At 66.9% G+C, this 14,930-nt stretch carries 13 protein-coding genes; 1 reads left to right on the top strand and 12 read right to left on the bottom strand.

Annotation, left to right across the window (positions count from 1 at the left end; all coding sequences use genetic code 11):
- Positions 1-92: 92 nt before the first annotated feature.
- Positions 93-1,721, bottom strand: coding sequence for an AMP-binding protein (locus AB0M74_RS17770; protein WP_366527333.1), 1,629 nt, complete (start codon positions 1,719-1,721; stop codon positions 93-95).
- A complete protein-coding gene (locus AB0M74_RS17765; protein ID WP_366527332.1) occupies positions 1,721-3,352 on the bottom strand; it encodes an AMP-binding protein in 1,632 nt (543 codons plus the stop codon). Before AB0M74_RS17765 ends, AB0M74_RS17770 begins: the two co-directional genes overlap by 1 nt.
- A gap of 95 nt (positions 3,353-3,447) precedes the next feature.
- On the opposite strand from AB0M74_RS17765, the gene AB0M74_RS17760 reads away from it, so the two are divergent.
- Positions 3,448-4,302 (top strand): LuxR C-terminal-related transcriptional regulator, encoded by an 855-nt coding sequence (locus AB0M74_RS17760; RefSeq protein WP_366527331.1) that lies wholly within the window; start codon positions 3,448-3,450, stop codon positions 4,300-4,302.
- Between the two features lie 107 nt (positions 4,303-4,409).
- Here the strand turns inward: AB0M74_RS17760 and trmD are convergent, their stop codons facing one another.
- The 10 genes from trmD to AB0M74_RS17710 all read right to left on the bottom strand — a co-directional run bounded on the left by trmD (position 4,410) and on the right by AB0M74_RS17710 (position 14,844).
- Positions 4,410-5,093 carry a tRNA (guanosine(37)-N1)-methyltransferase TrmD gene (gene trmD, locus AB0M74_RS17755; RefSeq protein ID WP_366527330.1) on the bottom strand — a complete coding sequence of 228 codons (684 nt, stop codon included), beginning with the start codon at positions 5,091-5,093 and terminating at the stop codon, positions 4,410-4,412.
- A gap of 72 nt (positions 5,094-5,165) precedes the next feature.
- A complete protein-coding gene (rimM, locus tag AB0M74_RS17750) occupies positions 5,166-5,690 on the bottom strand; it encodes a ribosome maturation factor RimM (protein ID WP_366527329.1) in 525 nt (174 codons plus the stop codon).
- The gene (locus AB0M74_RS17745; protein WP_163822793.1) at positions 5,691-5,933 is read right to left on the bottom strand and encodes an RNA-binding protein; all 243 of its coding nucleotides are present in this window, start codon (positions 5,931-5,933) and stop codon (positions 5,691-5,693) included.
- Positions 5,933-6,367 carry a 30S ribosomal protein S16 gene (gene rpsP / locus AB0M74_RS17740; RefSeq protein ID WP_366527328.1) on the bottom strand — a complete coding sequence of 145 codons (435 nt, stop codon included), beginning with the start codon at positions 6,365-6,367 and terminating at the stop codon, positions 5,933-5,935. Before rpsP ends, AB0M74_RS17745 begins: the two co-directional genes overlap by 1 nt.
- 460 nt (positions 6,368-6,827) lie before the next feature.
- On the bottom strand, positions 6,828-7,571 hold the full coding sequence (locus AB0M74_RS17735) for a class I SAM-dependent methyltransferase (RefSeq protein WP_366527327.1): 744 nt from the start codon (positions 7,569-7,571) through the stop codon (positions 6,828-6,830).
- A gap of 172 nt (positions 7,572-7,743) precedes the next feature.
- Entirely contained in the window at positions 7,744-8,727 is a 984-nt protein-coding gene (locus tag AB0M74_RS17730; protein ID WP_366527326.1) for an LLM class F420-dependent oxidoreductase, read from the bottom strand.
- A gap of 229 nt (positions 8,728-8,956) precedes the next feature.
- A complete protein-coding gene (locus AB0M74_RS17725) occupies positions 8,957-10,051 on the bottom strand; it encodes an amidohydrolase family protein (RefSeq protein ID WP_366527325.1) in 1,095 nt (364 codons plus the stop codon).
- A 217-nt stretch (positions 10,052-10,268) separates the two neighbouring features.
- Positions 10,269-11,843 (bottom strand): signal recognition particle protein, encoded by a 1,575-nt coding sequence (ffh, locus tag AB0M74_RS17720; protein WP_366527324.1) that lies wholly within the window; start codon positions 11,841-11,843, stop codon positions 10,269-10,271.
- 120 nt (positions 11,844-11,963) lie between these two features.
- Entirely contained in the window at positions 11,964-12,278 is a 315-nt protein-coding gene (locus tag AB0M74_RS17715) for a hypothetical protein (RefSeq protein WP_366527323.1), read from the bottom strand.
- 118 nt (positions 12,279-12,396) lie between these two features.
- Positions 12,397-14,844, bottom strand: coding sequence for a [protein-PII] uridylyltransferase (locus AB0M74_RS17710; protein ID WP_366527322.1), 2,448 nt, complete (start codon positions 14,842-14,844; stop codon positions 12,397-12,399).
- Positions 14,845-14,930 lie beyond the last annotated feature (86 nt).

Here is a 14,930-nt window from a genome sequence, read left to right as displayed (position 1 = left end):
CAGACACTACCGTCGTCCGCTGACAACGAGGCCGCACCCAGGTGAACCGACGTGTATGTGGCGTCGACCCGGTCGGTTCGGCACGGCTGTGATCACCCCAGCAAGTCCTTCGCCAGCTCCCGCATCTCGGCCTTGCGCACCTTTCCGGTGACCGTCATCGGGAACTCGTCGACGATGTGCACGTACCGCGGAATCTTGAAGTGCGCCAATCTGCCTGTGCAGAACGCGCGCACCGCGTCGGCGTCCAACGGCGCCGCGCCCGTCCGCATCCTGATCCAGACCATCAACTCCTCACCGTATTTCGGGTCGGGGACGCCGATCACCTGGGCGTCCATAATGTCGGGATGGGTGTAGAGGAACTCCTCGACTTCCCGGGGATAGATGTTCTCGCCGCCGCGGATCACCATGTCCTTGATCCGGCCGGTGATCACCAGATAACCGTCGGCATCCATCACGCCGATATCGCCGGTATGCATCCAGCGGGCGGCGTCGATCACCTCGGCGGTCTTCTCGGCCTGCTCCCAATAGCCGAGCATCACCGAGTAGCCGCGGGTGCACAACTCGCCGGGCACGCCGCGCGGTACCGTCGAACCCGTTGCCGGATCTACGATCTTGACCTCCAGGTGCGGTCCTACCCGCCCGACGGTCGCGGTCCGCCGCTCGATGCTGTCGTCGCGGCGGGTCTGGGTGGACACCGGCGATGTTTCCGTCATGCCGTAACAGATACAGACCTCACGCATGCCCATGCGGTCGATCACCCGCTTCATCACCTCGACCGGACACGGCGAACCGGCCATAATGCCGGTACGCAGGCTCGAGAGGTCCGGTGCGGCGGTGGCGGCACTGTCCAGCCCGGTGAGCAGGTCGATGAACATGGTCGGCACCCCGTACAGGGAGGTGCACCGCTCCTCGGCCACCGCCGCGAGGGTCGCGATCGGGTCGAACGAGGGCGCCGGAATCACCACTGCCGCACCGTGGCTCGTGCTTGCGAGATTGCCCATGACCATGCCGAAGCAGTGATAGAACGGGACGGGAACGCAGATCCGGTCCTGCTCGGTGTAGCCGCAGAGCTCGCCGACGGAGTAGCCGTTGTTCAGGATGTTGTGATGACTGAGCGTCGCCCCTTTCGGGAATCCTGTTGTGCCGGAAGTGTATTGAATATTGATCGGATCGTCGGCGGACAGCGTCGCCGCGATCCGGGCAAGAGCATCAGCGTCGATATCCCCCTGCGCCAACGCATCCCATTCGGGCGTGCCGAGAACGAGTACCTGCGTCAACCCTTCGCACTTCGGCCGGACCTGCTCGATCATCGCGACGTAATCCGACGATTTGAAGGCGCGCGCGGCGAGCAGCATCCGCACCCCGGATTGGTGCAGCACATACTCCAATTCGCTGGTCCGGTATGCCGGATTGATATTCACCAGGATCGCGCCGAGCTTCGCCGTCGCGTACTGCACCATGAACCACTCCGGGCAATTGGGCGCCCAGATGCCGACTCGGTCGCCCTTGCCGATGCCGCGCGCCGCCAGACCGGTGGCCAGCGTGTCGATCGCGTCGGCGAGCAGACGATAGGTCCAGCGGCGACCGGAGAGGCAGTCCACCAACGCTTCCCGGTCGGGATGGGCGGCTACCGTCCGATCGAAATCCGCGCCGATGGTGTCGCCGAGCAGGGGAGTGTCCGAGATGCCCGACGCATAGCTGGGCAGTGGTACCGACAACATCACTTGCTCCCCTGCTGCCGCAGCACGAACCGCTGCACCTTGCCGCTCGGCGTTTTCGGCAACTCCGCGACGAAATGCACCCGGCGCGGATACGCGTGCGCGGCGAACTTCTCCTTGACCAACTTCTGCAGTTCCTCGGCGAGCTCCTCATCGCCCGCGGAGCCGTTGCGCAGCACCACGAATGCCTCGAGCACCTCACCGCGCAACTCGTCCGGCATGCCGACCACCGCCGCCTCCGCAACCTGCTCGTGCAGTACGAGCACGCTCTCCACCTCGAACGGGCCGATGCGGTAGCCCGCCATGATGATCACATCGTCGTCACGGGAGGAGAAGCGGAAGAACCCGTCGGCGTCCCGCGAGCCCGCATCGCCGGTGAGATACCAGCGCCCGTCCGCGGTGAAGCGCTGTGCGGTGCGCTCGGGGGCGTCGAGGTAGCCGAGGAACCACAGCAGTGGGCTGCGTTCGGTGTCGATGGCGACACGGCCGAGCTCTCCCGGCGCCGCCTCGATGTCGGCGTCGTCCGCGAGTACCGAGCAGGTCCAGCCGGGCAGCTGCCTGCCCATCGAGCCGATGGGCACCGTGGTGTCCAGTTCGTCGTGCCAGGCGTTGCAGATGACCATGCCGTGCTCGGTCTGCCCGTAGTGGTCACGCACGGCCACCCCTAGATGCTGCGCGGACCAGGCGACGACCTCGGGGGTGAGCGGCTCACCGGCCGAGGAGGCCCGGCGCAGCGACACGCCCGCGGGCACTGGGGTGTCGTCGGCCCGTAGTGCGCGATAGACCGTCGGTGCCGCGGCGAAGTTGGTGACGCCGAAGCGCGCGAGCACCCGCCAGGTGAGTGCGGGCGAGAAGCCTGCGTGCAGCAGCAGACTGCGCGTGCCCGCGGCCAGCGGGCCGAGAATCGCGTAATAGAGCCCGTAGGCCCAGCCCGGATCAGCGGCATTCCAGAACACGTCCTCAGCACGGACATCCAGCGCGAACTCTTGGTACGCATGAAAGGAAGCCAACGCCCGGACCGGGATCGGGACGCCCTTCGGCGTACCGGTGGTGCCGCTGGTGAACAGCTGCACGAGTAGACCCTGGCCGCCGACGGCGACCGCCGCGGCCCGCGGATCATCAGCGGAGTGCGCGGCGAGCAGATCGGCGAACCGCAGCTGCCCTGTCGTCTCGTCGCCGGCGACCACGACCGTCCACGGCGCATCCACCGGAATGTCATCGCCCGGGGCCAGCTTTCCCGCTTGATCGGCATCGGCGATAACGAGCACCGCGCCGCTGGCGGCCAACCGGAAGGCGACGGCGGGCGGCGCGAACGCGGTGAACAGCGGTACGTGCACCGCACCGCGCCGCCAGATACCGAGCAGGGCGATCACCAGATCCACCGACTTGGCCATCAGCGTCGCGACCCGATCCCCCGGCCCGACACCCTGCTCGGCCAGCGCCGCGGCGAACTGTGCCGAGCGCTCGCGGAGCGCACCGTAGGTCAGGTCGATCGAGCCGAGGTCGGCATCGACAACGGTGAACGCAACCTTGGCCTCCGAATGCCGGTCGCACAACAGCTCCGCCGCACATGCGTCGGGCCGGTCGTAACGCTCCAGCAGTTCGCGCACCCGCGCATTCAGGTCCGTGCTCATGTCGCCTCTCCTCATCCGTGACCCACCTCACCCCTCGTCGAATAGGATGTGGGTCACATCATGCTCGCCACTACCCCCGAAAAGGGGTGAATCGTTTGCCCCACACCACCCCCCTGCTACGCCCACGCGACGGTGACGCGTTACGTGCCGAGATCCGCTGGGTGGCGAACAAGGCCGGGGTCCCGGTGGTGTTCGGCGGCGAGGTGCACAACGACGCACTGTTGTTGACGGAGTTCGTCGGCACCATGACCAACGGGCTGCGCGGACTGTCGGTGCTACGGACCTCGGGCCTCGGCGGCCGGGTCATGGACATGCGGCGACCGGAATCGGTCGCCGATTACCGCAACGCCTCCACAATCACCCATCACTACGACGGGCCGGTATCCGGCGAGCGCATCCGTTCCGTTGTCGCGGTCCCGGTGGTCGTGGACGAGCACTCCCGCGCGGTCATCTACGCCGCCAATCGCGGTGGCTCGCCGCTCGGTGACCGCACCGCCGATCTCCTGGTCGAAGCCGGTCGGCGGCTTGCCGCCGAGATCGCCATCCGCGACGAGGTGGATCGACGCATCCGATTACTCGAGCTGGCCGCGCCGACCCCGGACACTGCGCCCGCGGTCACCGAGGAATTGCGTGATATCCATGCCGAACTGCGCGGCATGGCGCGCTCGGCCCAGGACGAGAAGCTACGCACCCGTCTGCATGATGTGTGCGAACGGCTTACCCGCGTGATGACCGGGGCACCGATGCCGCTTGCGCCGCGGCTGTCGCGCCGTGAACTGGACGTGCTGTCTCAGATCGCGCTCGGTTGCACCAATCAGGAAGTCGCGCAACGCCTTTCCCTCGGCACGGAAACGGTGAAGAGTTACCTCCGCAATGCGATGAGCAAACTCGATACCCATTCCCGGCACGAGGCCGTCGTGATCGCCCGCCGCCATGGCCTGCTGCCGTAGATCGCCGGGGCGAACCGATCGCCATGACCGACCCGGATCATCAGCACCTGCGCGATAGTCGACCTGTTGCCGGACGCACCAACACCGCGGCAGCGAGTGGCGCGAAATCAGTCCGGCGGCAACAGATCCGGGCGCCGCGCGCGAGTTCGCTCGAGTGACTGTTCATGCCGCCACGCCGCGACCTTGGCGTGGTCGCCCGACAGCAGGATCGGCGGGACTTCCAGTCCGCGCCAGCTCACCGGGCGGGTGTAGCTCGGGCCTTCCAGGAGGCCGTCGGAGAACGAATCCTCTTGATGAGATTGCTGATTGCCCAGGACGCCGGGCAGCAGCCGCACAACCGCCTCGGTCATGACGAGGACAGCGGCCTCGCCGCCGATCAGGACATAGTCACCGATGCTGACCTCCTCGACGCGCACCCGGTGGGCCGCATCATCGAAGACGCGTTGGTCGATGCCTTCGTAACGGCCACAAGCGAAGACCAGGTGCTGCTCGGTGGCCCAGCGCTGGGCGGTCGCCTGAGTGAAAGGGACGCCGGCGGGAGTCGGCACGACCAGCAGCGCGTCGTCGGGGCAGACCTCGTCCAGGGCGTCGCCCCAGATGGTCGGCTTCATGACCATGCCGGGCCCACCACCGTAGGGGGAATCGTCGACGGACTTGTGCACGTCGTGCGTCCAGCGGCGCAGATCGTGCACATCGAGAGAAATCAAGCCCTTATCGATCGCCTTGCCGAGCAACGCGGTGCGCAACGGCTCCAGATACTCGGGGAAAATCGTGATGACATCGAGTTTCATGCCGACCCCACGCCACGGGAGTTCCCACGTCCGGACGGCCCGAGCACCGGGTGACTGTGTCTCATCCCGCCTTCATTCCGGATCGAGAAGACCTTCGGGTGGATCGATGACAACGAGGCCGTCGGCCAGCGACACCGTGGGCACGATGGCAGTGACGAACGGGATCAGGATCTCCCTGCGTTCTTCGGCGGCGCGCACCGAAAGCAGTTCTCCCGCAGCGGAATGCAGCACCTCGGTAACCGTGCCGACCACCGTGCCATCGATGAGCTGGACGGTCAGCCCCTCCAGCTCGTGGTCGTAGTACTCATCCGGATCCTCCGATGGCGGCAGGTCGGCGCTGTCGACGAAAAACAGCGTGCCACGTAGTGCGTCGGCGGCGGTGCGGTCAGCGACCCCGGCGACATGCACGAGAAGCCGGCCCGAATGCTCTCGGGCCGACTCCACGGTGAAGTCACGGACTTCTTTGGATCGCGCCAGCCTGCCACGCAGCGTGGTGCCCGGCGCGAAACGTGTCTCGGGTTCGTCGGTGCGGACCTCGACGACGAGTTCGCCACGCACACCGTGCGACTTGGCGACCCGCCCTACGACGAGTTCCATCTAGGCGTCGGTGTCGACCACGTCGACCCGAATGCCCCGCCCGCCGATACCAGCGACCAGGGTGCGCAGCGCGGTCGCGGTACGACCGCCGCGCCCGATCACCTTGCCGAGATCCTCGGGATGGACATGCACCTCGACGGTGCGTCCGCGACGGCCGGTGATCAGCTCGACGCGGACGTCATCGGGATTGGCGACAATGCCGCGAACCAGATGTTCGACGGCATCGGCGACGACTGCGCTCATTACTCGGCGGCCTCGGTGGCGGGCGCCTCAGCGGCCTCGTCCTTCTTGGCGGCCTTCTTCTTGGGGGTGACGGCGTCGGCGACCGGCTCGTTGTCGGCAGCGGCCAGCGCGGCGTTGAACAGGTCCAGCTTGGAGGTCTTCGGAGCCTTGACCTTCAGCGTGCCCTCGGCGCCCGGCAGGCCCTTGAACTTCTGCCAGTCGCCGGTGATCTCCAGCAGACGCTGCACGGCCTCGGTCGGCTGCGCGCCGACACCCAGCCAGTACTGCACACGCTCGGAGTCGATCTCGATCAGCGACGGCTCTTCCTTCGGGTGGTACTTGCCGACATTCTCGATGGCGCGACCATCACGACGGGTGCGCGCGTCCGCGATGACCACGCGGTACTGCGGGTTGCGGATCTTGCCGAGACGGGTGAGCTTGATGCGAACAGCCATGTGCTGATTGCCTTTCATAGTGTGGTCACGGCGCAATTCAGCGACCCGCATGGTCTGCGAGCCCGGTTTTGCGCATGGAGTGTGTGACCGCCGCGCGGCACGTAACCGGAGACGGGCTGACACTGTCCAGGAAGGACGGTGGTCCATTGTGCCAGACACCCCGGCCTCCCCCGAAATCGCCTCCCGAGCCCCGACACCGCGGTGCGCGGTACATGGTGGAGAGCCGAGTCTCGGCGGTGCCGCAGCCAAGTGCCGCGCTCGGGCGGTTCAGCGGGTTTCGGTAGTGGAGCAGGACGATGCCGGAGCGGAAGGGACGGGCTCTACGAGGCGCAGGCCGGGGGCGTCCGATGGGTTCGATGAACAAGCGTGCGCCTTCGCCGACCACTGCTGATAGACGAACAGGCGGTATTCGTCGCCCAGGTCGGCGGCGACCTGTGCGTGCACAGCCGGTCACCGGAAATCATCGCTGGCTCGGCTGGGGGGCGGTGGCGGTGAGAGCGCGTGTGGACATCCACGGGCCACCCCACCACATCCGCCAACCGAGCGGCGCGACACCGACCCGCACGGCGCCGAGGTCGATGAGCACCGCCGCGTATTCGCGGGTCTTGGCGATGTCGGCGATGACCAGGCGGCCGCCGGGGCGCAGGACTCGGAACGCCTCGCGCACCGCGGCGGCGCGGCCCGCCGCGGTTTTGATGTTGTGGATGGCCAGGCTGGAGACCACTACGTCGAAGTCGCCGTCCGCGAACGGCAGCTCGGTCATATCACCGGTGTGCAGTCGGACGCGATCGGCGACGCCTTCGGCCGCCGCATTCCATTCGGCGGTCGCCACGCGGTTGCCGGACTGATCGACCGATCGCCACAGGTCGACGCCGACGGCATGACCGTCGGGCAATCGGCGGGCCCCGGCCAGCAGCACCGCGCCGCGGCCGCAGCCCAGATCGAGCAGCAACTCGTCACCACGGAGGTCGAGCTCGTCGAGCAGCCGATTCCAGACCTGGAATTTGCCGCGTCGAGTCGCGTGCAGATACAGCGCGAACTGGACGGCCATCGCGGCAGTGATCACCAGCCAGACCCAGATCCAGCCCACATGCTGGGCGTACCCGACAACAACCGTCGCGACGGCGTACACACCCGCGATCGCGGCGAGCATGAACAACACAAACGGCGCATCGACACCGTAGGACGCTCGCTTCACCGCCACCGACCGATCCTTTCCAGGCACATCGACGACCCGAGGGTTTCGTGGCGGCGATCCGCGGGATCACGTGCATCGGCAAGACACCACATCGTCACGCGCCGAGGGTATTCCCGCGACGCGCTGGTCGGCCATTGTTCGCGTCGATCGGCGCGTCGGCCGCACGGTAGCGAAGTGGTCAGCCGACCAGTGGCGCCAAGGTGCGCCCGGCGAGATCGACCGCGCCGGGCTCGTGGCCGTTGGTGACCATATTGACGATGAGCCCCTGGACTCCGTGATCGAGCACCCGCGATTGCAGTTGTTCGGCGACTTCGGCTGGTGTACCTACGAATTGGCGGTCGGCGGGAGTTTGCCTGCGCTCCTCCTCGGAGAGGGTCGAGAGATCGACGCCCATACCGCGCATCATGTCCTGCTGCTGTTTGCGCACCCGATCGCCGTCCTCATCGATCATCAGGAAGCACAGGTAGCTGACTTCCAATGTCTTCGGATCACGGCCGACTTCGGCGCAGCGCTCGTGCAGTGCAGCAATCTTGCGCGGCAACTCGGAGGCATTACAGATGATGTTGAGGTGATCGGCGTAGCGAGCGGCGAGACCGAAGGTCTTCTTCTCACCGCCGCCACCGAGCAGGATCGGCAGATCGTCGCGAATCCTCGGCTCGTTCATAGCCTTCTCGGTGTGGTACCACTTGCCCTCGAAGGTCGGGTGTTCGCCGCGCAGCATCGGGTGGATGATCTGCAGCGCTTCGTCGAGCCGCTCGAAACGTTCGGTGAAGGTACCGAATTCGAAACCATAGGACTGGTGCTCGAGCTCGAACCAACCCGCGCCGATGCCGAGCACCGCCCGGCCACCGCTCACGACATCGAGCGTCGTGACGGTCTTGGCGAGCAGCGCAGGATTGCGATAGGTATTGCCGGTGACCAACGCCGACAATTGAATTCGCTCGGTCGCCGTGGCCAGCGCACCCAGCGCCGTGTAGGACTCGAGCATCGGCGCATCCGGCGCGCCTAGACCGGGCAGCTGATAGAAGTGGTCCATCACGAAGACGGTGTCGAAGCCCGCGGCTTCGGCCTCGCCGGCCTGCGCGATAACAGTCGGGAACAACTCCCGCACCGACCGGCCGTAACTGAAGTTGGGCATCTGATAACCGAGGCGAATGGTCACATCGATCGACCCTACGCCTTCGACCTCTCGCTTTCCGGCTGATCACCTGGCCAGGCCGCACCGAAGCCGGCCCTGACTTCCACACAGCGAGCCGCCACGCGAGTCTCTGTTGGAACGCAAACCCAGCAAAGCGCCGACCTAGCGGGGCGCGCCGACCCGTCGGAGCGCACCGACTCGGTGAGAACACCGATGGAGTGGGCGCTGGTTGCGGCCTACGTGCGGTCGGCGTTCAGCGATGTCCTGTCACTGGGCTCCGGGTCTTCACGACCCTGCCACGTAGGACCACTGCGTAGGGATCGGTGAGGGCAGCCGGGGTGACGCGGGGGTCGTCCGGGTAGACAACGAAGTCCGCGGGCGCACCGTGCTCGATGCTGGGGCGGCGTAGCCACGCACGGGCATTCCAGGAGGCGGCGCCGAGGGCATCGTGGGCGGAGAGCCCGGCCCCGGACAGAGCGGCGATTTCGTCGGCGATGCGGCCGTGGCGGATGGAACCGCCCGCGTCGGTGCCCGCGAAGATCGGAACGCCCGCGTCGTGCGCGTTGGCGACGGTGGTGCGGACACGACGGTGGAGGTCACGCATATGGGCGGCATAGGTGGGGAATTTGGCCGCGCCGTCGGCAATCTCCGGGAAGGTGTCGATGTTGACGAGGGTGGGAACGAGCGCGGTACCGTGCTCGACCATCAGCGCGATGGTGTCGTCGGTGAGGCCGGTGCCGTGTTCGAGGCAGTCGATGCCCGCATTGATCAGGCCGGGGAGAGCGTCCTCGCCGAAGACGTGTGCGGTGACGCGAGCGCCGTGGGCGTGCGCGACGTCGATGGCTTCCTTCAGGATGGCGTCGCTCCACAGTGGCCGCAGGTCGCCGACGGAGCGGTCGATCCAGTCGCCGACGATCTTCACCCAGCCGTCACCGAATCGGGCCTGCTCGGCGATGATCTCGGGCAGGTCGCGCTCGTCGTCGAGTTCGATGCCGAGTTCGCGGATGTAGCGGCGAGGCCGGGCGATGTGGCGGCCGGCCCGGATGATGCGCGGTAAGTCCTCGCGGTCGTCGATGAAATGGGTGTCGATCGGCGACCCTGCATCGCGCAGCAGCAACGCGCCGGCATCGCGTTCGGTCTCGGCCTGCGCGACCGCGCCGTCCTGGTCCTCGTATCCCCCGCCGTATCGGATCCCGACGTGGCAGTGCGCGTCGACGAGCCCCGGCACGATCCATCCTGAACGGCACAGCGTTTCGGCACCGGGCACCGGTTCGAACGACACCAGCCCGTCGCGCACCCACAGATCGCGCACCTCGTCATCTGGGAGAACCACACCTCGCAGATGCACAGCTGAAACCTCCTGGACGACGTCGTCTGCCTTCAACCTACTGTTCAGGCCTTGCGACAGTCACGCTCTGGTGCGGGCACTGCTCATACGTGAGCACGGCACTTCATCGAGCGCAGCTACCGGTGCGGCGGTGGAGCAGTGCGGTCGATGAAGCGGACACAGCAGTGCGCCGCATACGAATTCGCATGCGGCGCACCAACACCCGCGGCCCGGAGGCCTACTTCTTAGGGAACTTGAGCTGCGAAAGGTCGATGCCCTCCAGGCCAGGGGGCAGCTGGTCGAGTCCGGCGGGCATGCCCGACAGATCGGGCATCCCGGGCGGCATGCCGGGCATTCCCGGCATGCCGGCGGGCAGGCCGGGGAATCCGCCGCGCACCTTCGGCGGCGTCGGTCCGCGACCGCCCTTCTTGCCCTTCTTGCCCTTCTTGGCATTGGCGCGCCGCGCTCCGGGCATGCCCATCTGACGGCCCATCGCGGCCATCATCTTCCTGGCCTCGAAGAAACGGTCGACGAGCTGGTTGACCTCGGAGACCTGCACACCGGAGCCGTTGGCGATGCGCAGCCTGCGGGAGGCGTTGATGATCTTCGGATTGTCCCGCTCGGCGGGGGTCATGCCACGGATGATCGCCTGGACCCGGTCGAGCTGCTTGTCGTCGATCTGGGCCAGCGCGTCCTTCATCTGGCCCGCGCCCGGCAGCATGCCGAGCAGGTTGCCGATGGGACCCATCTTGCGGATGGCCAGCATCTGGTCGAGGAAGTCTTCGAGGGTCAGCTCACCGCTGCCGATCTTGCGGGCGGCGTCTTCGGCCTGCTGCGCGTCGTAGACCTGCTCGGCCTGCTCGATCAGGGTGAGCACATCGCCCATACCGAGAATGCGGCTTGCCATCCGGTCGGGATGGAAGACGTCGAAGTCTTCGAGCTTCTCACCGGTGGAGGCGAACATGATCGGCGCGCCGGTCACATTGCGCACCGACAGTGCCGCGCCGCCGCGGGCATCGCCGTCGAGCTTGGTGAGCACGACACCGGTGAAGCCGACGCCGTCGCGGAATGCCTCCGCCGTATTGACCGCGTCCTGGCCGATCATGGCGTCGAGCACGAACAGCGTCTCGTCCGGCTGCACGGCGTCCCGGATGCCCGCGGCCTGCGCCATCAGCTCGGCGTCGATACCGAGACGGCCCGCGGTGTCGACGATGACGACGTCGTACTGCTTGCTGCGCGCCTCGGCGATACCGGACTCGGCCACGGCCACCGGATCGGCGGCCGAGACACCCAGCGCGTTCTCGCCGCCACCGATCGAGGTGCCCGGATGCGGCGCGAAGACGGGCACGCCCGCCCGCTCGCCGACTACCTGCAGCTGGGTGACAGCGCCTGGGCGCTGCAGGTCGCAGGCCACCAGCAACGGCTGATGTCCTTGGCCTTTCAGCCATTTCGCCAGCTTGCCCGCAAGGGTGGTCTTACCGGCACCCTGCAGACCGGCGAGCATGATCACCGTCGGCGGATTCTTGGCGAGGGTCAGCCTGCGGGTTTCACCGCCGAGGATGCCGACGAGTTCCTCGTTGACGATCTTGACGACCTGCTGCGCGGGGTTGAGCGCCGCGGACACCTCGGCGCCCTTGGCCCGTTCCTTGATCTTCGCGATGAAACCGCGAACGACGGGCAGCGCGACGTCCGCCTCGAGCAGAGCAAGACGGATCTCGCGAGCGGTGGCGTCGATGTCGGCCGGTGACAGACGCCCCTTACCGCGAAGATCCTTGAGGGCACCGGTAAGCCGGTCGGACAGGGATTCGAACACCGATCGCGCTCCTGATCTCGAGGGACGTCACTTTGGTATCCCAGGGTAATGGGGCCGCCCACGTGTTCGCGCAGGCGGTGTGTCCTTCGAGGGAGAAGTGCTCTGCTATTCGGGCAACAGTTACTCGAGGGTACGGCGGCGCGATTTGGTCGTCTTGCGATAGTCGTGATTCTCGATGGCCACCATGTAGACCGCCTCGCGGGCCGTCAGGCCCAGGTCGAGGGCCAGATCATCGAGCATGGCCCAGGCGGCATCGGTCGGCTCGTCGTGCGCCGCGACCGTGGTGGCAATCGTCATCGCCGTCACCGCCTGCTGGCCGGTGAGCGTGCGGCCGGGCAGCCAGGAGACGACCCACCGGTCGCCGCCGACACACCGTGCCATGTGCGTGGTCTCGTCACTCGTCATCATCGACGCTGAAACGACTTCAATTGCCACCGACCTGCTCCCCTCATGCTCGCGATAGCTAGACGCTCTGATATTAGGGGTCGCCGACCACCCTGCATACGACTTCCAGCAAATCGCGCGCAACAGATCGGCTATTCGGCCTACGGTGTCAGGATCCACTCCCGGAACCGGGCGGACCAACGCCCTCCGGCAGCTTCGGTGCGGGCCGGGGAACGACGCCCATGATGGCCTTCTCCATGGCTTCGCGACGACCGGGACCATCGTCGGGGCCGAGGTCGAGGCAGAAGGCGTCGACCACCGCAGAACCCATCGTAACCACCTTTGCCCAGCGTACCTCGGCTCCGCAACCGGATAGGGCGGCGGCCAACCGACTCAGCAGGCCGATCCGGTCCTCGGCACGCAGCTCGAGGATGACCTGGCCCGGCGCCGAAGTCTCCGACCAGATCAGCCGCGGTTGCGCCTGCGCGTACCGGCTCGGCCCCACTCCGATGGCATCGCGTTCCCGTTTGGCAAGCATGGCAGGCAAGTCGAGATCGCCCGCGATGGCGCGAATCAGCTCTTGCCGCAACAACCCCGCATCCGGCGGGTCACCGAACTTGGGCGACACCACGAAAGTATTGACGGCCGACGCGCCTTCACTGCCGAGAGCCGCTGAGAGCACTCGCAGCGAGTGCAACGCCAGCACGCCCGCGGCATCCGAAAGCAGGCCGGGAGCGTCCGGCGCGATGACGGTCACGGTGTAGGTGTATTTGCCCTCGCCCGGCCGCAGATCGACGTGCACCCCACCCGCCGCGGCCTTGGCGAGCAGCTCCGAGGCAATCGGCTCGGGTGTCGGCAGCTGCTCACCCGCCATGACGAGGCGGCACCGGCGGACGAGTTCGCCGATCAGCGAGGCCTTCCACTCACCCCAGACACCCGGTCCGGTGGCCAGCGAGTCGGCCTCGGCAAGCGTGTGCAGCAGCTCCAGCAGTTGCACATCGCCACCGAGCGCGTCGACAACAAACTGCACCGTGTCGGGATCGGCGAGATCACGGCGGGTCGCGGTATCGGGCAACAGCAGATGATTGCGCACGATGGCGCTGAGTGTCCGCACATCCGAGGGCCACAGACCCAACCTGCGGCCGATGTGGGTGGCCAGTTCGGCGCCGACGACGCTGTGATCGCCCGCGCGGCCCTTGCCGATGTCGTGCAGCAGCGCACCGAGCAAAAGCAGGTCGGGGCGAGCGACCCTGGTGCTGAGCGCGCTCGAATAGGCGACCGTCTCCATCAGGTGACGATCGACGGTCCAGGTGTGTGTGGCGTCGCGCGGAGGCAGGTCGCGCACGGCGCCCCATTCGGGAAGTAGCCTGCCCCACAAGCCCGTTCGGTCCAGCGCCTCGATCGCGTCGATGACACCGCGCCCGGTGCCCAGCAGCACGAGCAGGTCGTTGAGCGCGTCCTTCGGCCATGGCTCGCGCAGCTCAGGCGCGTCTTCGGAGAGGCGGTTGAGCGTGGTCGCCGACATCGGCAGCATCGTTTGCGCCGAGGCCGCGGCCACCCGCAGTATGAGCCCGGGATCGCGCTGCGGCCGCGCGTCCCGGGCCAGCACGACCTCCCCGGCGTGCTCGACCACCCCCTCATCGAGTGGTCGACGTACCGGCATCCGCCGCAATCGGGCGAGGCCGCGCCGTGGCAGCGCATTGGCAGCGGTCCGCAGTCCGACATCGACGGAATAACTCACCGTCCGGGCGGAATCGCTCAGTGTGCGAGCAAGATCGAAGCGATCACCGATCCGCAGCGCGCTACCGATCTCGTCGGCGTCCTGCGCGCGCAACTGGTCACGAGCCCGACCCGCCACCCGATGCAGCTCCGTGCGAACATCCAGCAAACGGCGGTGGGCCAGCGCGAATCCACCACCTGGCACCTCAGGACCGAGCCCCGGCATGGCGTCGGTCAGCTGGGCGATCGACAGCGCGTCGAGCAGTTGGATGTCGCGCAGGCCACCGCGGCCGTTCTTCAGGTCGGGCTCGGCACGGTGCGCGATTTCGCCGCTGCGCTGCCATCTGGCCTCGGCCTGCGCGATCAATTCGCTGAACCGGGAACGGATCCCGGTCCGCCATTCGCGACGCACCCCACCGATGAGCAGGTTGCTCAATTCCGCGTCGCCGACAATGTGCCTGGACTCGAGCATGCCGAGCGCGGCGATCAGATCATCGGAGGCGACCCGCAGTGCCTGCGGGACGGTCCGCACGCTGTGGTCGAGCTTGATGTGGGCGTCCCACAACGGATACCAGAGTTTGTCGGCGACCTCGGCGACCCGGGCCGGATCGACATCGTCGTGCAAGAGCACCAGATCCAGATCGGAATACGGCAGCATTTCCTTGCGGCCGAGGCCACCGACCGCCACAACGGCCAATCCACTATCCGCGGTGATACCGAGTTCGGCGCCTTTTCTTGTCAGCCAGAGTTCGAATAGATCAACCAATGCCAGCCGCAGCGATTCGGCATCGAGTCGAGGATTGCGGGGCAGCCCGCCGTCGAGCAATTGGGTCCGAGCGCGGACCAGATCTGCCGCACCATTGGAAACTTTTCCGTCCTTGGCGTCCTGCCTAGACACAACCCACCGCCCATTCAATACGTGCGGCCCCGCCCCGACCGAGCAATCCGGTGGGAGCGGAGCCGCCGCTCGATTCGATTTTCCGT

It is taken from the genome of Nocardia sp. NPDC051463 (assembly GCF_040681975.1).
In the GTDB taxonomy this organism is placed as follows: Bacteria; Actinomycetota; Actinomycetes; order Mycobacteriales; family Mycobacteriaceae; genus Nocardia.
This window is presented reverse-complemented; position numbering and strand designations above follow the sequence as displayed.

Coding starts and splice junctions, on each gene's coding strand:
- AB0M74_RS17770 (WP_366527333.1), bottom strand. CDS start 1,721: ATGTTGTCGGTACCACTGCCCAGCTATGCGTCGGGCATCTCGGACACT.
- AB0M74_RS17765 (WP_366527332.1), bottom strand. CDS start 3,352: ATGAGCACGGACCTGAATGCGCGGGTGCGCGAACTGCTGGAGCGTTAC.
- trmD (WP_366527330.1), bottom strand. CDS start 5,093: ATGAAACTCGATGTCATCACGATTTTCCCCGAGTATCTGGAGCCGTTG.
- rimM (WP_366527329.1), bottom strand. CDS start 5,690: ATGGAACTCGTCGTAGGGCGGGTCGCCAAGTCGCACGGTGTGCGTGGC.
- AB0M74_RS17745 (WP_163822793.1), bottom strand. CDS start 5,933: ATGAGCGCAGTCGTCGCCGATGCCGTCGAACATCTGGTTCGCGGCATT.
- rpsP (WP_366527328.1), bottom strand. CDS start 6,367: ATGGCTGTTCGCATCAAGCTCACCCGTCTCGGCAAGATCCGCAACCCG.